The sequence below is a fragment of the Litoribacter ruber genome (genome assembly GCF_018449405.1).
GTDB classification, from domain to species: domain Bacteria; phylum Bacteroidota; class Bacteroidia; order Cytophagales; family Cyclobacteriaceae; genus Litoribacter; species Litoribacter ruber.
In genome coordinates, this window is sequence record NZ_JAHCMY010000008.1 from 1 (window position 1) to 20,488 (window position 20,488).

General features: G+C 41.6%; 17 protein-coding genes. 10 read left to right on the plus strand and 7 right to left on the minus strand.

Features of this window, described 5'->3' with window-relative positions; genetic code table 11:
* Positions 1 to 140: 140 nt before the first annotated feature.
* Positions 141 to 1,052 carry an SH3 domain-containing protein gene (locus KI659_RS13520; protein WP_213945897.1) on the plus strand — a complete coding sequence of 304 codons (912 nt, stop codon included), beginning with the start codon at positions 141 to 143 and terminating at the stop codon, positions 1,050 to 1,052.
* Between the two features lie 59 nt (positions 1,053 to 1,111).
* Here the strand turns inward: KI659_RS13520 and KI659_RS13525 are convergent, their stop codons facing one another.
* On the minus strand, positions 1,112 to 2,347 hold the full coding sequence (locus KI659_RS13525; RefSeq protein ID WP_213945898.1) for a site-specific integrase: 1,236 nt from the start codon (positions 2,345 to 2,347) through the stop codon (positions 1,112 to 1,114).
* A gap of 362 nt (positions 2,348 to 2,709) precedes the next feature.
* Between KI659_RS13525 and KI659_RS13530 the strand changes: the two genes are divergently transcribed.
* Positions 2,710 to 3,543: a BRCT domain-containing protein gene (locus KI659_RS13530; protein WP_213945899.1), complete on the plus strand. Its 834-nt coding sequence runs from the start codon at positions 2,710 to 2,712 to the stop codon at positions 3,541 to 3,543.
* 74 nt (positions 3,544 to 3,617) lie between these two features.
* On the opposite strand, the gene KI659_RS13535 is transcribed toward KI659_RS13530, so the two are convergent.
* Positions 3,618 to 4,166, minus strand: coding sequence for a hypothetical protein (locus tag KI659_RS13535; RefSeq protein WP_213945900.1), 549 nt, complete (start codon positions 4,164 to 4,166; stop codon positions 3,618 to 3,620).
* Positions 4,167 to 4,540: 374 nt separating this feature from the next.
* On the opposite strand from KI659_RS13535, the gene KI659_RS13540 reads away from it, so the two are divergent.
* The 4 genes from KI659_RS13540 to KI659_RS13555 all read left to right on the plus strand — a co-directional run bounded on the left by KI659_RS13540 (position 4,541) and on the right by KI659_RS13555 (position 10,262).
* Positions 4,541 to 5,638 carry a DUF4236 domain-containing protein gene (locus KI659_RS13540; RefSeq protein WP_213945901.1) on the plus strand — a complete coding sequence of 366 codons (1,098 nt, stop codon included), beginning with the start codon at positions 4,541 to 4,543 and terminating at the stop codon, positions 5,636 to 5,638.
* 76 nt (positions 5,639 to 5,714) lie between these two features.
* On the plus strand, positions 5,715 to 6,887 hold the full coding sequence (locus KI659_RS13545; protein ID WP_213945902.1) for a glycosyltransferase family 4 protein: 1,173 nt from the start codon (positions 5,715 to 5,717) through the stop codon (positions 6,885 to 6,887).
* Between the two features lie 94 nt (positions 6,888 to 6,981).
* Positions 6,982 to 8,055 (plus strand): glycosyltransferase family 4 protein, encoded by a 1,074-nt coding sequence (locus tag KI659_RS13550; RefSeq protein ID WP_213945903.1) that lies wholly within the window; start codon positions 6,982 to 6,984, stop codon positions 8,053 to 8,055.
* A 29-nt stretch (positions 8,056 to 8,084) separates the two neighbouring features.
* Positions 8,085 to 10,262, plus strand: a complete 2,178-nt coding sequence (locus KI659_RS13555; protein ID WP_213945904.1) for an amylo-alpha-1,6-glucosidase — start codon at positions 8,085 to 8,087, stop codon at positions 10,260 to 10,262.
* A 181-nt stretch (positions 10,263 to 10,443) separates the two neighbouring features.
* On the opposite strand, the gene KI659_RS13560 is transcribed toward KI659_RS13555, so the two are convergent.
* Positions 10,444 to 11,181: an EcsC family protein gene (locus KI659_RS13560; protein WP_213945905.1), complete on the minus strand. Its 738-nt coding sequence runs from the start codon at positions 11,179 to 11,181 to the stop codon at positions 10,444 to 10,446.
* Between the two features lie 207 nt (positions 11,182 to 11,388).
* Entirely contained in the window at positions 11,389 to 12,291 is a 903-nt protein-coding gene (locus KI659_RS13565) for a DUF3078 domain-containing protein (protein WP_213945906.1), read from the minus strand.
* A 63-nt stretch (positions 12,292 to 12,354) separates the two neighbouring features.
* Here KI659_RS13565 and KI659_RS13570 point away from each other — a divergent pair, with 63 nt between their 5' ends.
* The 4 genes from KI659_RS13570 (at position 12,355) to KI659_RS13585 (ending at position 15,697) form a co-directional block, all read left to right on the plus strand.
* The gene (locus tag KI659_RS13570) at positions 12,355 to 12,624 is read left to right on the plus strand and encodes a YidH family protein (protein WP_213945907.1); all 270 of its coding nucleotides are present in this window, start codon (positions 12,355 to 12,357) and stop codon (positions 12,622 to 12,624) included.
* On the plus strand, positions 12,624 to 14,408 hold the full coding sequence (locus tag KI659_RS13575; protein WP_213945908.1) for an SLC13 family permease: 1,785 nt from the start codon (positions 12,624 to 12,626) through the stop codon (positions 14,406 to 14,408). The genes KI659_RS13570 and KI659_RS13575 overlap by 1 nt, the downstream gene beginning before the upstream one ends.
* A 94-nt stretch (positions 14,409 to 14,502) precedes the next feature.
* Positions 14,503 to 14,715 (plus strand): hypothetical protein, encoded by a 213-nt coding sequence (locus KI659_RS13580; RefSeq protein WP_213945909.1) that lies wholly within the window; start codon positions 14,503 to 14,505, stop codon positions 14,713 to 14,715.
* Between the two features lie 109 nt (positions 14,716 to 14,824).
* Positions 14,825 to 15,697 (plus strand): Ppx/GppA phosphatase family protein, encoded by an 873-nt coding sequence (locus KI659_RS13585; RefSeq protein ID WP_213945910.1) that lies wholly within the window; start codon positions 14,825 to 14,827, stop codon positions 15,695 to 15,697.
* Between the two features lie 63 nt (positions 15,698 to 15,760).
* Here KI659_RS13585 and ppk1 read toward each other — a convergent pair whose 3' ends face one another.
* From ppk1 to KI659_RS13600, 3 genes are all read right to left on the minus strand, one after another.
* Complete coding sequence (gene ppk1, locus KI659_RS13590; protein WP_213945911.1) at positions 15,761 to 17,884, minus strand: polyphosphate kinase 1; 2,124 nt, start codon at positions 17,882 to 17,884, stop codon at positions 15,761 to 15,763.
* Between the two features lie 123 nt (positions 17,885 to 18,007).
* Positions 18,008 to 19,963 carry a DNA topoisomerase (ATP-hydrolyzing) subunit B gene (gene gyrB, locus KI659_RS13595; RefSeq protein ID WP_213945912.1) on the minus strand — a complete coding sequence of 652 codons (1,956 nt, stop codon included), beginning with the start codon at positions 19,961 to 19,963 and terminating at the stop codon, positions 18,008 to 18,010.
* Positions 19,964 to 20,111: 148 nt separating this feature from the next.
* A complete protein-coding gene (locus KI659_RS13600) occupies positions 20,112 to 20,486 on the minus strand; it encodes a CoA-binding protein (RefSeq protein ID WP_213945913.1) in 375 nt (124 codons plus the stop codon).
* Between the last annotated feature and the right edge of the window lie 2 nt (positions 20,487 to 20,488).

The window sequence follows — 20,488 nt, forward strand, 5'->3', positions numbered from 1 at the left end:
ACAAAGATAATGTTTTATTGAATACCAGTCAAGGAAAAAGTTAATTATTTTTGACAAAGAAAAACCCTACTGGAAGGTAGGGTTTTGAGGTGTGTATGATTAAAATATTTTCTTAGTTTTACTTTTTCAACAGTAAGGGTATGATACACAGTCAACAAGTTTTCAGTAATATCCATTTAAGGACAAAAGTAGAAGAGACTAATCAAATGCTTTCTGCTCTTCAGCAAATTACCAAATCCTTAGAATCACAGATTACTTCAAAAATTGACTTATCTGGGTTGGATGCTTTTCAAAAAGTGATGGCAGAAAATGCCAAGAATTTGAATAACGCTATGGCAATTTGGAATAGGTCGATTTTGGCAAGCGTATCTCCTTTTCATTCCCTTTCAAAGTCAATTGGGATTAATCCCTTTTTAAACAATCCTGGTTTTTCATATAGCAAAATTCTTTTAAACAGTAATTTAGCTAAAATTAATGACCTGCTAAAGGAATCACCTTTTAATAATATTGATTGGGAGAGGATGGTGGTAGAACGGATTTCAGCAGAAGAAAATGGGGAAATCATACTTAAGCAACCTGATGAACTTGAATCGTCACAGTTATCAATAAAACAGGGTGTTGAAAATTTGATTTCTACATTTCTGGGTTTTGATTTTGTGGGCAAATTTAAGGAATTGCCAATTACAGATAAGGTGATGTACATTTTAACATTACTTTCCTTTCTTCAAGGAATGGTTTCGATATTAACTGATGTTAGTAATAAACAAGCTGTGGAAGAAACAAAGGTGTCAATTGAAAATTTGCAAAAAAGCCTTTTTGAAAAGATTGAACAGGAGGTAAGACCAATTTATAGCTCAACATTGGCGAAGGTGGATGTTGATTTAATGTTCGTTCCAAAAGAAGACTCGCAGATAATTGGTTTGGTGTATAAAGGTCAAAAAGTAACTGTAGTGGAAATCTATCATAATTACTTCCATATTACATACCTTGATAAAGATACCTGTGAACCTAAAGCTGGGTATGTTCTTAAAAAGTATTTTGAAATAAATTGAAAGAGCCACCTTTCTACAGTGGCTCATTTCTTTGTTTAGTGTCAAAAAGCACCTACTTTTTAAGCCACCTTAAACAGCTCATTCATTTTATGGATTTCCCTAGCCTTAATGCTGTCTGCTATGTTCACATATTCTGTTAGCTGGTCTAAGGTGGTATGTCCCGTAATGGATTGGATAACATGCAGTGGAATACCTTTAATAATGGCATTGGTAATGAAGGTTCTTCTGAAGGTGTGGCTCCCTACCAGCTCATATTTAAACATTTGGACTGTGACATGTTCCCCATCCTTAAAAATCACATGTTCTGCCTTACTGGTGACCCCTGCTTCTTCCACCAGCGTCTTAAGGTATTTATTGTATTTCTGGTTACTGATTTTCAGAGGTGAGAAATCGTAATTGTATTTTTCAAACAACTGCACTAATGCAGGGTGAAGCGGAATGTAAATGTTTTGGTGTGTTTTGGTGGCTGTAATGTGAAGCTGTTGGTTTATAATATTGGCTTTGTTCACCTTAACTGCATCAGAATACCTTAGCCCTGTAAACAGTTGCAGAAGGGCTAAATCCTTTACCTTTTGAAGGGACTTAGTCGGTGGGTTGAATCCTAGTATCTGCTTTATTTCATCTTCCACAAAAACCATTTTCTTTTGCCTGAAGGTTTTGGGGAAATTCAGGTTCTTAAATTTATCATCAATCAGCCCTGTTTTATGGTAATGGTTCAGAATCTGAATCAGCAACCTAAAGCTCTTGTGGATTGTAGAAGGTGACTGTACCTTTCTTAGCTGTGGGTTTTCATGTTTTGGAAATTCTGTCTGTAGGTATTTAATAAAGGTGTTTACCCACCTTTGATTTATATGGGAGTAATACAGCTTCTTACCCTTGGTGAAATCTTCCATTCTCGTAATAAGATTATTGAACTTCCTTTTCATGGGTTGCTTAAAGTCCATCCTTAAAGAAACATATTCCTTTGAAAGGGTAATCAAATCCTTCACCCCTACCCTCTTCACTTCCTTAGTCATTTTAAGGCTATCGGCTGTCACTTCTTCACCTTTGGCTTTCAGGGTATCAATCAAGCTGAATACTTCCTTAATCTCCCTGTTTAAATGGTCGGTTAGTTCCTTCCTGTTTGGGTGCAGTTTGATTTTACCAGCAGGATTCCAGTACTTCTTTTCAATCTTGATAGGGGTTTTAAAAAACACCTGCTCCCTACTGCTAAGGTTGTAGAAATCAACACCTACATACACTGTACCCACTCCTGTCTTTGCGCTTACATTTTTCAGAATTGGCTTGATGTTCATAATCGCTTTTTTAAGGGTTTAAAATTTAGTCACAGTCCACAGATAAAAAAGGCTAAAAAACCGTCTAAACTAGCTGGAAATGCCGTTTTTACCCATGAAAATCTAGTCGCAATTTAGTCACAAAACATGCAGAAACAAGGATTTTAAACTACGGTCTTAATTATAAAAAGTGGGTTTAGAGCGTTTTTAAGGGGTTTTTTCGGCTCTGAGGGTTGAGGGTTCGAATCCTTCCGGGTACACACCAAAAAGCTTACACTTTCCGTGTAAGCTTTTTTTAGTTTTAAAAGATTTATGACACTTATTATTAAACTTTTAAGTACCTTGGACTAAAATTTTTACACCTGATTTTTTATAAGCCCAATATGACTATTCAACTCAACAATCAATTGGTAAGGAGAGCCCTTGAGCTGACCTTGCATTTCACACCTGAAACCTCCATTCCGGAGTGCTACAAGGCATTTGTGGCCGGCATGAAACCACACCATCGCGACTCGGAGTTCATAGTGAAAGCCTTTGTGGACAAAGTAAGCTCATGGGAACGGACCGTACACAACCTTATTAATAGTGACTTTGATGTCTGCAGACTCGAGCCTGTATTGTTTTTATCTCCCCTAATTTCTGAGGCAAATTGTGAGGATACCGAGGACTACAATTATTTCATGGAATATTTAGAATACAGGAGATATGTGGAGGACTGCTGCGATAGCGAATACGAAAACCTTATGAACCTGGCCGATGAGTACTGTCTGGAATATGACAAGCTGATGAAAAAGGACCGGAAATTAAAAAATCCTTTGGCGCAGGAGCTCATGGAAACGGGAGAGATTGAGCTAAATGGCCATCAGATTATCTTTTGGCGTGGCCACACCCGCGACACAGTACTGGTTCAGCAAGACTGGAACAGAATAGAGTCATTTGCAGCCCTCAATGCCAACACTGGCAATGAGATGGGCAGGGTAGTTTTTTCCGGTATTTTTCAAATCAGGAGAATGGAATTGGCAACTTATGCTTCAAATATGGGCTTCCGTGTGCAAGCAGCCGTCAATGGTAAAACAAATTTATTGGTGTATGGTAGCGAAAATGTCGGTCCCGAAAAGGTAGCCTCTTTTCTTAAGCAAAGAGAGTTAAGGGATGACATACAGCTGATGAGTGAAAATGAGTATTTGGAAATGGTACTGGACAACTGTCTGGTATAAAGAAAAACTCCGCAGCCAGAAGCCGCGGAGTCTTTGATTTTTTATAAAAAATCAATCAATCCCAGTTGAAAAAGTTATCCCTCAATCTCTATATCCTCTTGAATCATCTCCAAGGGAATGGTAATCCGTTTAATATTATATACTCCAGGCCCTACATCGGCTGAATTGTTTATTCTACCTTTATCTGACAGGATATGGTCAAAGCTTACCCTCACATCCTGGTCAACACTTTTTTCCTTGGGATAAATACTTACTACAAGAGTATGTTCCCCAGCCGAAAGATCCTTATCCAAATATACCACTATCTCACCGGTCACTTCATTTAGTGCCGCAATGGGAAGTTTCTGCAATCCTGTGCCACTCTCCACCATTTGGTAAACTCTCAGACTCTGTAATGTATCCTGAGAACTTACATTGAGCTTAACTTCTTTGAGGAAATGGTCCTTGGTAAGGTTAAGCTTCAATTCTGCGATCTCATTGTATTCACCCAAGTGAATGGAGTCTCGCACATTTCTCACATCAAATCGGTCGTTGCTTTCCCCTACCAGCGCTTTTTGCTGGCATGAGGTGGCTAAAAGTAAAGCGCAAAAAATACAGCTTAAATAATAGAATTTCGGGTACATAATCAAAATCAATTTTAAAGAACAAATATTTTTTGTTGAAGAAAGCAAAAAAATAGCCAATCTCCCTCCTTGATCTTCAGTGCTAATATACGGTGATATTTTTGAACTTTCCAATAGTTTGAATAGCTTTTTATAAAAATTTTTAGATTAAAAAATTAACTTTAGAACCCATTTACCCGAAGTATTATCACTTTTCAAAGCATATTTATCCCTATTACACTTTTAAGTTAGTCCTTTTTTGATAATTTCTGGTAAAAATACTTTTATAAGCCACGAATAATCAATATATTAGATTAGCAATTGGTTTACTGCCTTACGCAGTTCCTTTCACCTTTTTTTAAAATAAATTTTTTATCACTCTAAATTCCCCTTTTATGAAGTTCAGAAAAAGAACCAAGTTATTCCCCGGTGTCACTCTCAATTTCAGTAAGACCGGTATTAGCACAACTATAGGCATACCCGGTGCTAGCGTCAATATTGGCCGTAATGGAAGTTTTTTAAATACAGGCATTCCTGGCACTGGGATTTATGACCGAAAAAGAATTGGAAGAAGCAGAAAACCCTCCTCCACCCAAATCCTAACTTCTGAACACATCGCCCTTGAGGAAATAGATGACCTACTGTACGATGCATGTCCAAGCGAATACACTTCTAGCGAGCTGGGAGAATTGGCCCATAACCTTTCAGCCTGCTATGAAGAAAGGGGAAGACTTCAAACAGAACTTCACAAGGCCAAGAAAAACTTAAAGCATAAAAAAATTTCACGCACGATTGGCCGATTGCTTCTTGTAGGCTTTCTCATCAGCAAGTTTGATGAGGAAGTAAAACAGGCTCAAGAGACTGTCAGGGAAATTGAGGAAGATTTGGACGTTTGCCATATTGACCTTTCCCTAGATATGGACAAAAGCATGGAATATGATTACAAAAAGTTAATGGAAGCGTATTTTGGACTTTTGAACGCAGAAAATATCTGGGACATCAGTTCTTGCACACCAAATAAGTTCGACGATAAAAGACAGGCGAATGAAATAAGTCAAAATCGAGAAAGAATACTCTTGAACTATGCAAAATTAGACTTTATTCACGCCACTGCCAATGCCATGCACTTTCACAACAAGAAAGGCGAGGATTTATATATTTATCCCGGTTTTGCTTTGGTGAAGGGGTTAAACGATAGGCTGGGCATACTTCGATTCCAGGATCTGGAATTGGAATATAAGCAACAAATTTGGACAGAATTTGACCTGCCACCCGTAGACGCCACTATCGTAGGGAAGACTTGGGAAAAAGTCAATAAAAACGGCAAAAGAGATCTTCGCTTTAAAGTCAATAACATGGTGCCAGTGCTGGAATACGCCAGAATAAACCTCAAAAGTGAGTCAGGATTGCTCCAGAGCTATCTCGTCAGCAACAGCCCTGCTGCCAAGCAGTTTGTAGAAAGATTTCAGATTTTTAAAGAGAACTTAGTATAAGTAAAAGCCGGGGATCCGGCTTTCTTTTTTAAAAATGGAAAGGTTTTTGAATTACCCAGTTCAAAAAACTTTTGATATGTCACGATTTCTTTTTTACGATGATAAGATAATCAACCTGCTGTTAGAAAATGAAAAACCTACCGGCGGGGCTGCCGTACAGGCTTTAAACTGGGTAAAAGGCTTATTGGAAGAGGGCCATGAAGTGGCGCTGATGACCAATGTTCCAAAAGACAAACTCAAGTCAGAGTACCGAAACCTCAAGCTCATCCCTCTCTATGATGATAAGAAAGGCATGAGATGGATAAGATGGGTGAGTTATAGAATTCCTTTCATCCACGATCAAATCAGGGAATACAATCCTGACTTTTTATATCAAGGCGTACCTGGTTGGCAGTCCATGGTTTTGGCATTGATCTGTAAAAAACTAGGCATTAAATTCCTAATGAGAATATCCAGTGATGCCATGGTAGACGACAGGTTCTTGAGAAAATATTCCAAGCCACACCAAATAGTAGTTCAAAATGCATTTAACCTTGCAGATTGCATCATTTGCCAAAACGAATACCAATTTGGGCAAATGCAGGAAAAATATCCTAATAACAAAATTCTAAAGATCACCAATCCTATAGAATACAAGTCCACAACCAACAGCTATGCCTGGAAAGGTCACATTTTATGGCTGGGTTTATTTAAAGCGGTGAAAAATCTGGGATTGCTTTATGAAATTGCCTCCCTCCTTCCAAACGAAAAGTTTGTTGTGGCCGGTGAGCCTGCTAAAAGCATTGACTCCAAAACCAGGGAATATATCCAAAAGCTTGAAAAGCTTCCGAATGTGAAATTTGTGGGCTTTCTGCAAAAGACCGAAGTAACCGAATATTTGATCAATGCCAAATTCTTGCTCAACACGTCTCTATTTGAAGGCTTTAGCAATACATTCCTGGAAGCCATGCAGGTTCATACGCCCATATTGACCACAAATAAGGTCAATCCTGACCAGATTATTACCAAACACAATTTGGGAATTACGTATGATTCTGCCGAAGAATTAAAAAATAAAATTAATAATCTCACGGAAGAGCAAATTATTGCCAAACGGGAAAGCATCCAAAAATACCTCTATAATTACCACCATCACCGACATTTGGCCAAAAAGCTTGTAGAAGCTCTTACAGAAAATACCAAATCTTATAACAAAGGCATTCTACAGACTTTGACGCTGGGACAGTTCAAACCCTCTATTGCCAAATAGTTGTTTTCAAATGGCACCTAGATTGAGGCCTAGGATTAATCGATCACTATAAGGTTTTGCTAAAACCTTGTAATGACCGATTAATCTTTTGCCTATGAGAATAGCACAAGTATCTCCGCTCTATGAATCTGTGCCCCCAAAAATGTATGGCGGAACGGAGAGAGTTGTCAGCTACCTCACTGAGGAGCTGGTCAACCAAGGCCACCAGGTGACTTTGTTCGCTTCTGGTGACAGTGTGACCAAAGCCCGTTTGATAGCCCATACAAACGAGGCCTTGAGGTTGGGACAGACTTTTGACCCACTTGCCCATCATATTGTGCAAATGCAGGAAGTGATCGACCGGATCGAAGAGTTTGACCTGCTGCATTTCCATACCGATTACCTTCACTTTCCATTTACCTTCAGCAACCCCAAGCCCCACCTGACCACCTTACACGGCAGGCTTGACCTACCCGAACTTCAATACATTTATAAGAAATTTGGCTGCCAACCGGTGGTGTCCATTTCCAACTCCCAGCGTTTGCCAATTAATCGGGCAAACTGGCAAGGGACAATTTATCACGGATTACCCTTTGACCTTTACGAAAAGGGTTCTGGTGAAGGAAATTATGTGGTTTTTATGGGGAGGATTTCCCATGAAAAAAGGCCAGACCGCGCCATCGAGATTGCCAGAAGGGCTGGGATAAATATAAAAATCGCCGCAAAAATCGACAAGGTGGATAAAGAGTACTTTGACACCAAAATATCCCACCTCATGGAGCAACCTCACGTGGAATTTATTGGGGAAGTGGGCGAAGAAAAGAAAGGTGAAATTTTGAAAAATGCCAAAGCACTGCTCTTTCCAATCGAGTGGCCTGAACCATTTGGGATGGTGATGATAGAAGCCATGGCTTGTGGTACGCCTGTAATTGCCTATCACCGAGGATCAGTCCCCGAAGTGATTGACCGAGGAGAGACAGGATTTATAGTAAATAGTTTAGAGGAAGCGGTCAAAGCGCTGGAAAACATTGAGCTGTTGGACCGGGGTCAAATCAGGCGGATTTTTGAGAAGAGATTCAGCGCCAAAGTGATGGCTAGTAATTATGTAAAGGTGTATGAAAAGCTTCTGAATCGGCATAAACCCATACATCCAATTTTCGGTAAGCCCAATACTAAACTCGCCGGTTAAATTTTCTTCAACCTTCAAACCTCAACATCATGGCTCAAGATGCATCAAGTGCAAATTACCTCCATGAATCGGCCTATGCCGATGACAGAGTGCAAATCCTAAATGACTGCAACACCTTTGGGATTTTCAGCCGCAGCGGGGACATTTTCCCGGGCGCACGCAAGGCCCAGGGCATATTTCATGAAGACACCCGGTACATCAACCATTTGGAATTGAGGTTGGAAAACCTTCCATTTATCCTACTCAGTTCCAACATCAAAGAGGAAAACGAAATCCTCTCGGTGGACCTTACTAACCCCAAGTTAAAATTAAAAAGCGGGACTGTAGTTCCGGAGGAGACCCTTCATGTGCGCAGAAGCCAAATCGTGATGGCAGAGAAGTTTCACGAAAGGATTGAGCTGGAAAACTACGGGGATATTACACATACTGTCAAACTTTCCATCCTAATTAACGGAGACTTCTCTGACATTTTCGAAGTTCGAGGGGCCAAAAGGGCCAAAAGAGGGACGCTAAATAAACCTGAAGTGAGGGGCCAAAATCAATTGCTCATCAACTATACAGGTCTGGACAATGTAATGCGAACCACCGTGCTGACTTCGGAGATTGATTTTACCTTTGATAAAAAGGAAAGCATTCTCTATTACGACCTTACCTTGGAGCCACAAAATCCGGTTTACCTTAACTTCAGTATCCATTTTATAAAAGGAGAAGTAGAAAAGGAGATCAAAAAACCAAAGGCATTTCACGTGATAAAAGAGGAATTGATGCCTGATATTGAAAGTACCAAGTCACTTTTTCCTGACATTTTCTCCTCCAATGAGCGATTCACCCATTGGATCAACCGTTCGAAAACCGATTTGGCATCTTTGCTAGCCGAAACACCACACGGCAAATACCCCTATGCCGGGGTGCCTTGGTACAACACCGCCTTTGGACGTGATGGTATCATTACGGCGTTGCAGGTTTTGTGGGTTGCACCTCAGGTGGCCAAGGATGTGTTGAAGTTTTTGGCGGCCCATCAGTCGACCATTGAAGATGCGGAAGCTGATGCGGAGCCAGGCAAAATCCTGCACGAAACACGCGGAGGGGAAATGTCAGCCTTAAATGAAGTACCCTTCAAGAAGTATTATGGAACAATAGACGCCACTCCGCTCTTTGTGATGCTTGCAGGGGCTTATTATTCCCGAACTGGTGATTTACAAACCATACGATCCATCTGGAGCAACATAGAAGCAGCCTTAGAGTGGGTGGATAAATATGGGGACCTGGATGGGGATGGCTTTGTTGAATATAAACACAAGGCCAAGAACGGGCTGACCAACCAAGGTTGGAAAGACAGCTATGATTCCATTTTCTACAAAGATGGTGAGCTGGCCGAGCCGCCCATAGCCCTTTGCGAAGTGCAGGGATATGTATTTGCCGCAAAGATTCAGGCTTCCAAAATGGCGCTGCATTTGGGAAAAAGTGAGTTGTTTTTGAAATGGAAAAAAGAAGCACGCCAGTTAAAGATGGACTTTAACAGAGCATTTTGGGACAAGGAGATGAACTGCTATATTTTGGCTTTGGATGGAAACAAAAAGCCATGCCGTGTAAAGTCTTCTAATGCGGGCCAGGTTCTCTATACCGGCATAGCCGACGACTCTAAAGCAAAGCTGGTGGCCAAATCCATGACGGCAGAAGACATGTATAGCGGCTGGGGCGTGAGGACCATTTCTTCCAAGGAAGCCCGCTATAATCCCCTCTCCTATCACAACGGCTCCGTCTGGCCACACGATGTTGCCATGATAGCCGCCGGGATGGCCAGATATGGATGTAGGCTAGAGGCGGTGAAGCTCCTCACTGGGCTATTCGATGCCAGCCATTTTATCCAGCTGCAGCGGTTGCCTGAGCTTTTTTGCGGACTGGAAAGAAGGGAGCGCGAAGGACCTACCTCCTACCCCGTGGCCTGCTCGCCACAGGCTTGGGCAGTTGGGGCTGTATTTATGCTACTGGAGGCCTTGCTACAGATTAAAATCCGGCCCGAAAAAAAAGAGATATCTTTCTTCAAGCCCATTTTACCTGATTATATAAAATTCATCAATATCAGTGGTCTCGCTGTGCAGAAGTTTAAAATTGATTTGGAGATCACCAATTATGAAGAGGAGGAAATGTTTAGTGTCAATTGGAAAAATCAGCCTCCAGACTGGAAGTTGGTGGTGATAAAGTAAATTATATTGATTATCCTTAATCATGCAAGTAGCCTATTTTTCATTGATTGGCAGGACGGAAGACGGGTGACCGAAGACCGAACAAAAGTTCCATACTAGCATCAGTCCAAGTTTCTGGCAGTTTCAATGATTACCGGATCCTAGTCGGGATATTCATATAAAGAGTAATGGCTTGGTCATATCATAAATTTTGAGCTTCCTTTTGGGAAAAGTAGCGAAGTCGATAGCAGTTCATGGCGGTCTCCCCCAGATGGTTGACCAGGCGGTAGTTGACCACAACCCCTACTCCTGCCCCGATTACGGGGATCAGTTGCGCCAGCTTGGCTAGGTCCAGATAATCTCTATATTCCAATTGAAAAGTTTTCCAGTCAAAATCCTCAATCTTGGAAGGAAGTTTATGGCTGTATTTTTCCCAGTTTTTGATTAAATTCAACACCTCTAGTCTCTTGGCATGCGTGCAGAAGGCCAACTGGAAAACATGCAGTAAAAACAATCTTTCCCTGAAATCGGAAACGTGATAACCATATAAAGAACCAATTTCCATCAGCATCCTAAACTTGATACCCAAGAAAGCCGGAAAATCTACAAATCCCATGATAATCCCACCGGCTCCCGTAATTCCGCCTTCCACAGCGGCGGTTTTCTTATAAAATTTTATTTTATCGCTGACAAGTTTTTCCCGGATGGCGAGGGGTGTGTTTGGCTCAAGACTGGAAGTGAACATGGAAGTACCGAGCTGAATTCCTTTTACCATCTTTTCAACTATGGCTGTAATGGCCTGATGGAATTTTTCGGGTAGCCAGTTGTTGATTTTGTTTTGGACGGCTTTGGGAAGACTGCCTATGATACTGGGTTTTCTGGTTATTTTCCTCTCCCAATAAAGCATATCCCCATAAATCTCCTTTTCGTAATAATCCATAACGTCTCAATTTTCTCTGCTTTACTGTTCACGCAAATCCAATAGGTTTGTTCGGAATGAAAAAGCTTTAAAGCAAAAAAGCAGGAAAAATTTTCCTGCTCTTTATAATGAAAACTAAACCAACTATTATTTAACTACCACAATTAGAACAAATTTAACAACTTTTTCCAAATAGCAAAACAATTCAAGTAAAATCTTTCAGCGTGCTTACTTTTTATTACCAATTTTATACAATAAACCAATTGCTAGCGCCTGGCTATACTGAACATTCGGGTCCTGATCGAAATCATACAGGTTTATACTGGTAAAAGTCACGTTAACCCACTCCGTAATTTTGGCGGTTAAGGTGAGGTCAAATCGGTGATCTATTCTTTGCCATTCCAAGGTTTCGTAATTGGCAAACATCATATACCTAGACCTGATATTGAAATTTTCGGTGATGTCCTTATCCCAAGTAGCGAATAATTGGAAAGCCAACCACTCCGTTCTCATCCTGCTTCCGATTGGTACACCATAATTATCCGGCACATTTAGGAACAATTCCTGATTTCTCATAAATGTAAATCTTGGCGAAAGAGGTGCTATACGCAGGTTAAATTCCTGGTTAGGTTTGTATTCAATCCCCAACCCCGTGGTAAGGTAACCCGGTGAAAGAAAATCAGAGATCATCAATCTTTCGGGAGTATCATAGTCGTAACCCGGAGCGAATTGTGAAATGAAGTTGGCAGAGAAAAAGGCCCCCCAATTTCCCGTCAATTGATACCCGACTTTGGAGTCCATAAAAATCCGGTCATTTTGCTTTCGGGATTGTTCTCCTTGATTGTTGACTATACCGTAGAGCAACTCGACTTCGTTATCCCAGGTCATTTTGCCTTTCATGTAATTGGCTTTTCCAGCCACTATACCACCAAAGGCGATGGAATTGATACCTCCACCTCTCCAGTTTCCGCTGAAAGAAGCCTGATTAAAATTGATCCCAACACTAAAGTCACTAGTCCAAAAACCTTGTTCCAAGGTATTAATAAGTATGGAATCAGCGGGAATTACTTGTGATTTTGAAGGAAAAGCTGCAAATAGCAGAAAAAATACAATTAGTAAATAATTTTTCATATTATTAGTATATTTAATATAGGATATTCAAATATAACCATATAAAGTTAATTTTTAAATGCAATGGCTGAAGAAACTACGCTCATCATTAGGGATTATCTGGCAAGACAAAGAACAAGAATGGCCAATGAAAGAACTTTGCTCTCCTATATCAGGACAAGCTTATATTTTCTGGTAAGTGGCACAGCACTTGTTAAGGTTGAAGATCTAGCCAACATTAGTAGTTTAGGCTATTTTTCCTTTGCCATAAGTATCGTATTAATAATTGTTGGCTTTTTTAACTTCTTCCGTGTAAGGAGAAAGATGCGAAAAGGCTATTACCATAAAATGTAATGACCGGAGAAATCACCGCAGTTTTTGCCATCATCATTTTGGCCATGGTTCTGTTTTTTACAGAGAAATTCTCTATTGATACCGTTTCTGTTCTGGTCATGGCGCTGTTTATGGTCACAGGGATCCTGACTTTTGAAGAAGGGATTTCCGGCTTTAGCAATTCAGCCACCGTTACGGTCGGGGCAATGTTTGTTTTGAGTGCGGCAATCTTTAAATCCGGCTCCTTAAACAATTTAAACAAGGTTTTTCTCAGGATGAGCAAAAAGAATGAATTCTTGTTTATGCTCACCATGATGGCATTTGCTGGAGGACTTTCTGCATTTATTAATGATACAGCCGTAGTAGCCATTCTGATGCCTACTGTAATCAAAATAGCTAAAGACACCGGTATTTCCCCATCCAAACTATTGATGCCCCTTTCCTTCGGCGCCCTCATGGGCGGGGTTTGCACTCTTTTAGGCACCAGTACCAACATTTTGGTCAGTGGAATCGCCGAGAAAAACGGTTTACAGCCCTTCGGGATTTTTGAAATGAGCGGAATGGGCCTGGTTTTCCTTGTATCGGGCCTGGCATACATGCTCACTATCGGCAGATGGCTGAGCCCAGACAGGCCGGCAAAACGGGATTTGACGGAAACTTTCGACCTTGGGGATTACCTTACCGAAATCAGCATACAGGAAGATTTTAAAGACATTGGGACCTCTATCAAAACTTCCCAATTCTTCAGTGAGCATGAAATAGAAGCTCTGCAGATTGTGCGAAAAGACGGAGAAGTTTTAAATGCATATCCTTATTCTGTCATTAAAGAAGGCGATACCATACGGATAAGTTGTGATAAGGAAACCCTTAAAATAATCAAAGATCACCCCGGGGTATCCCTAAAGGTGGACCTGAAATTTACCGATGAGGACTTGGAAACCGGCAACACCAAACTGTATGAGGCCATGGTCACACCGCATTCTTACCTGGTGGACAAAACGCTAAAATCCATCAACTTCAGGGATTTTTATAGTGGCAATACCGTTTTGGGTATCCGTCATCGAAATGACATCAAGTCCACCAAATTGACCCATTCCAGAATGTCGGCGGGAGATGTATTATTGATCAGGTCAGAAGACAAAATGATCAACAAGATCCGAAACAGCTCGGAGGATTTGCTGATCATATCGGAGGAACCAACTTTCAAGTTCAGCTGGAAAAAAATGATCTTGACATTGAGCGTTGTGGCTTTGGTGGTTTTGCTGGCCACTTTCAAAATATTCCCTATAGCGGTGGCTGCCATTACAGGTTGCGTGTTGCTTATACTTTTGAGGTCCCTGACTGCCGAAGAGGCCTATAAGGCGGTTGATTGGAAAGTGATCTTCATGTTGGCTGGAATTTTATCCATGGGAGTGGCTTTGGAAAAGACTGGCGCGGCAGACCTTCTGGCCAAAGGCCTGACCGAATCTCTGGGTCAATTTGGCCCTACAGTTATAATGAGTGTTATTTTTGGCATCACGTTTTTGGCCACCAACATCATGAGCAATAATGCCACGGCGGCCCTTTTGGCGCCTATCGCAATAGCCGTGGCCAGTTCCATGCAGGTGAGCGAAAGGCCATTTTTGATGGCAGTCACCTTTGCGGCATCCTTGAGCTTTATGACGCCCATGGGATACCAAACCAACACCATGATCTACACCCCGGGTAATTACAAATTTGTGGATTACCTTAAAATAGGCACACCGCTTAATTTGTTATACTGGGTATTGGCAACCCTTTTAATGCCTTATTTCTTTCCATTTTAACCAAACATTGGAAAAATAGACCAATTTCATTCTTGAAATCCTGATAGTTTGGTCAATATTTTGCAGTAACCATTATGCACCAAACTTAACCACTATGAAAGTCTTTGGAATGATACTGGTTGTATTGGGGATTATCATGCTGATCATCACAGGATTTTCCTATACTACCGAAGAGACCATAATCGATGCCGGTCCACTCAATGTGACTGCCGAGCAGGAAGAAACAATAAACTGGCCCCCCTATGTGGGCGGTATTGCCTTGATCACAGGTGTGGTATTATTGGCTATGTCAAGGGATAAAAACTAAAAAGGGGGGGGACTCCCCTTTTAGTTTTTATTTTTTCAAATCCATAGGAATTTTAACCTACATTTTTCAATTTGCCAAAATCAAACCGGAACCAAAACCAGACAACGTATTGAAATTAGCTGCCGTAGATATTGGCTCCAATGCCATCCGTTTGCAAATTACCAATGTCATTAACTATCAAGGTAATATAAATTTCAAAAAACTTGAATACCTCCGATTCCCTTTGCGGTTGGGGAATGATGTATTTTACCATAAAAACATCAGCGATAAAAACAGGAGAAAGTTTTTGAAGCTTATGAAGGCCTTTAAAATCCTGATCGACCTGTATGAGGTAGATGATTACATGGTATGCGCCACTTCGGCCATGCGTGAATCCGAAAACGGGCGAAAAATCGTAGAGGAGGTCAAAGAGGATATCGGGCTGAAAATCCATATTATTGACGGCAACAAAGAGGCCGATCTCATCAATAAGGCGCTAGGCGCATACATCGACGACAAGGCTTATCTCCACATTGATGTCGGCGGGGGAAGCACCGAGCTCAATATCTATAAGGATAAAAACAAAATTGCAAGTAAGTCCTTCAAAATCGGTTCTGTCCGCACTATGGACAGCCAGGAAGACCCAAAGGTCTGGAAAAAGATGGACAAATTCATCCAAGAAAACATCTCTGAAAAGCAAAAGATAACCTGTATCGGCACTGGAGGCAACATCAATAAGATATTTGAGCTTTCAAAACCTTCAAAAAACAAGCGCTATCTCCATATAGAAAAAATACAGGAGATCCAGCATTACCTCGAAGGTTTTACCTTTGAGGAAAGAGTCAACGTGTTGAATTTGAACAATGACCGGGCCGACGTAATTATCCCAGCCTCGAAAATATACCTCCACGCCATGAAAGCCGCCAAATCCAAACGCATGATTGTCCCTGATGTGGGGTTGAAAGACGGGGTGATGAACTTGCTGTATGAGCGGAATAAATAAAAAGACCGGAGATGCAAAAACAAACTGGCCTTTCAAGCTAAATAGACTTGAAAGGCCAGTTTTTTAATCGATCAGTTTGACTTCTCTGACTTTGTTGATGTCCAGGTGGAAAAACTCCCGGTGGATATTGAAGGGTTCCTCGCCTTCTGCAGGACACTTAGGCACATAACTTCCATCTTCCTGCATGACATAACTGTTGACATTGTCTCTTAAATTGAAGGATAGAATATTCATCAATTGTTTTTGAAGCATTGGGGACTCCACACGAAACAGCGACTCTAACCTGCGGTCAAAGCTCCTCACCATCATGTCGGCACTGCCTACATAGGTGCGGAAATCGCCGTTGTTATGGAAATGGTAGATTCTGGAATGCTCCAAAAAGTCACCCACTATGGATATCACCTCAATATTTTCACTCAGATCCACTCTTCCAGGTCTTAAACAACAAATACCCCTTACCACCAATTTAATGGGGACTCCAGCTTGTGAGGCTCGATAAAGGGCATAAATGGTCTCGCTATCTTCCAGAGAATTGACCTTGATGAATATGCCACATTTCAGACCATTTCTGGCATTTTCAGCTTCATTTTCTATAAAATTGATCAGCTGATTTCGCATATCGCGAGGTGCGGTGATCAGGTTTTTATAGGTAGTAGGCATGCTGTGTCCGGTGATTACATTAAAGAATTCTGATACATCATTGGCCAAGATTTCATTGGTAGTCAACAGACCTATATCCGTGTACAGCCTTGAAGTATCTTCATTGTAATTCCCTGATCCTAGGTGGACATACCGGGTCACTCTATCCTCATCCTTTTTCACGATCAAAAGAAGCTTAGTATGGGTTTTCAAGTTACTCACCCCATATATCACAAAGCAGCCGGCTTTTTGGAGTTTTTTAGCCTCCCGCATGTTGTTTTCTTCGTCAAATCTTGCCTTGACTTCAAAAAGAACCGAGATATGCTTACCATTCTCCACTGCCCGCAACAAAGCAGAAGTGATCCTGGAATCCTTCGCCAAACGATAGATGGTCATCTTAATGGCCATCACATTGGGATCATCTGCGGCTTTCTCCAGCAAATCCAAAATCGGGTCAATGTTGTTGTAAGGATGGTGCAAAAGCACATCTTGGTGCTTTAACACTTGGAACACATCCTCCGTGCTGGCATCAGGATAAGAAAGCGGCGGAACCGGATCGGGTATTGGCGGGATTTTATCCTTAAAACGCTTGTTGCCTATCACTTGCCACAACCCTGTAAAATCGAGCATACTGGTTTTGGCTACGGTAAAAATACTGTCGTCCTTTATTACCCAACGCTCCTTCAGCAGGTTGACCATCCATTGGCTGTAGCCATCCTCAATTTCGATCCGGACCACGCGCCCGGTTTTTCTGGCGTTAAGTTTCCTTTTCACCTCCTCCAGGAAGTTGTTGTCCATGTCCTCACTTTCCTCCAAGGTGAAATCACCGTTTCTGGTAATCCTGAAAAGGTTAATGGATTCGATGTCAACATTCCTAAACAAGGACACAATATGCACTCTGATAACCTCTTCAATAGGGACATAAATCACCAGATCCTCCCTTTCGATTTCGAAAAACCTCGGGATATTGGATGGAATCTGAACAAATGAAAGTTTGCGGTTATCCTTTTTGTCTCCCGGACTGATTGTTACCACTCCAAATATCAGGAGCTTGTTCATCAATATGGGAAAGGTATGGTATCCATCAAAAACCATGGGAGTCAACATGGGGTAAACCGCCTTAAAATAATATTCTTTGATATATTCTTGCTCTTCGGGCAGGAGGTTTCGCACATTGCTTAGCATGAAACCGGAGTCTATGAGACTCGGCAACAAGCTGTTTTGAAAGTGATCTTGGATTTTGGCATGAAAATCCTGACATTCCTGCATCAGTTTCATTTTGAAGGGCTCTTCCCGAAGACCGGAATAATCGACCCTTTCTTTATCATAATCCAAGTAATTATATAGGGACCCTACCCTAATCATGAAAAACTCATCCAAATTGGAAGCGGCAATGGCCAGAAACTTCAGCTTTTCAAAAACCGAACGGGTCTCCTTGGTGGATTGATCATATACACGATCATTAAATTTGAGCCAACTCAAATCCCTGCTGATCAGGTCACTGCTATAAATTAACTGTTCTATTTTATCTTGCTGAGCTACTTTCATTTCCATATCAGTTTGGCAAAATCCTTTCTGAATCTGTCTCAAATTCTGCCTTATAAATATAAGGTATTTGTATAAAAAAAGGGGCCCATGGCCCCTTTTCTGCTATCTTTCGACAAACGCTTATCAAGTATCGATTTTGGCGTACTTGGCATTTTTCTCGATAAAATCTCTTCGGGGTGCTACCTCGTCTCCCATCAGCATACTGAATAAATGGTCAGCCTCTGCTGCGGATTCAATGGTAACCTGTTTCAAGGTACGCGTGTTTGGATCCATGGTGGTACTCCAAAGCTGCTCAGGGTTCATTTCCCCAAGACCTTTATATCGCTGAATCGAAACACTTTCCTCTTTCCCATCTTTGGCCAATTCCTTGATCATTTCCTTTCTTTCTTCCTCTGTCCAGCAATAGCGTTCCTCTTTTCCTCTTTTTAACAAATAAAACGGAGGAAGTGCAATGTAGACATATCCCTTTTCAATCAAAGGTCGCATGTATCTAAAGAACAGGGTCAAAATAAGGGTACGGATGTGGGAACCGTCAATATCGGCATCCGTCATGATTATTATTTTGTGATAACGAAGGCTGGTGACATCCAGCTCACGTTCGTCGTTCACCGTACCAAACTTAACCCCAAGGGCAGTCAGTATGTTTTTAATTTCGTCATTGTCATAAATTTTATGCTCATGGGCTTTCTCCACGTTAAGGATTTTACCTTTAAGAGGCAGAATAGCCTGAAAATCACGATCACGGCCCTGCTTGGCAGATCCACCCGCAGAGTCTCCCTCGACAAGGTATAATTCACAGACAGTCGGGTCACTGTTGGCGCAATCGGCGAGCTTTCCTGGAAGTCCCCCTCCACCGAGCACGTTCTTTCTCTGCACCATCTCACGGGCTTTTTTTGCCGCGTGACGTGCCTGAGCGGCCAATACGACCTTACCAACGATGATTTTCGCCTCTTTTGGATGCTCCTCAAGCCAAATCTGCAAAACTTCTGACACAGCCTGATCCACAGCCCCCACCACATCGGAGTTACCCAATTTGGTTTTGGTCTGTCCTTCAAATTGTGGCTCGGCTACTTTTACTGAAATCACCGCCGTAAGACCTTCTCTAAAATCATCACCTGAAATGTCAAACTTGAGCTTGTCAAGCATACCAGATTTATCGGCATAGCTTTTTAGTGTTCTGGTAAGGGCTCTTCTGAAACCGGATACGTGTGAACCACCTTCATAGGTATTGATGGTGTTGACATAAGAAACCACATTTTCAGAATACGAGGAATTATAACTCATGGCCACCTGTACGGGCACACTGTTTTTCTCAGATTCAATGTAGATAGGCTCCGCTATGATCTTTTCCTTGGTTTCATCAAGGTATTGAACAAATTCAACCAATCCGCCTTCGGAAAAGAACTCCTCAGACTTAGGCTGCCCATCCTCTTCTATTTCACGAAGGTCAGTAAGGGTAAGGCGTATACCGGCATTAAGAAATGCCATTTCTCTCAATCGAGTGGCAATGGTTTCGTACTTGTATTCCGTATGTTGAAAAATTTCCCCATCGGGTTTAAAGTGGATGATGGTACCTCTTTTCTCGGTAGTCCCAATTTCGGTCACTTCTGTTTGGGGAATACCTTTGGAGTATTCCTGTTCGAAAATTTTCCCGTTTCTATGAACCGTAGCCCTTAAATGGGTGGAAAGTGCGTTCACACAGGAAACCCCCACACCGTGTAAACCACCGGAAACTTTATAGGTATCCTTGTCAAACTTACCACCGGCGTGGAGCACGGTCATCACGACCTCAAGTGCCGATTTATTTTCTTTTTTGTGCAGGTCGGTAGGAATCCCCCTACCGTTGTCCTCCACCTTGATGGAATTGTCTTCTAAAACTGTAACATGAATGGTGTCACAATGGCCGGCCAAAGCCTCATCAATTGAGTTATCTACAACTTCCCAAATGAGGTGGTGAAGCCCTTTTACACCAACATCGCCAATATACATGGCGGGCCTTTTTCTTACGGCCTCTAATCCTTCTAAGACTTGAATATTACTCGCGCCGTAATCCGCGCGGTTTTCATTTTCTTGACTCATAGTAATCTCAATAACATTCTCAAAGGAGGCATGGGGCCTCAGTTATTCAAAGTTTTTCAATCTTTAATAATACGGCTTTTTTGGCGAAAAACCGCCAAATTAGAGGAAATTTCCTCATTTGGAAGGTAAAATCCGAAGGCGGTGAAAATTAGAACTGATCGGACCTCAGCATGACCAGGGTGCAGCCAAAAACAGTTTCCACACCCTGCTCTTTGGCTTTGTTCATAAGCGACTGATCCTCAGTACCCGGATTGAATATTATTCTTTTGGGATGTAGAGATAAAATGTAATCGTGCCACTCAGGCAAATTTCTGGCTCCAATATATAGCGTGACCGTATGCACATCTGGTACCTCAGGCTTTTGCCTTAGGTCAAGAATTTCCTTTCCGTTAACCTTTCCTGTTTTTATGCCCACAGGGATGTATTCCATCCCATATTCCTCCAACATGTTGGCTGCTACAAATGCGTAGCGGCTGGAGTTGGTCGTTGCCCCAAGTATTACCGTTTTTTTTGGTGTCATCATGT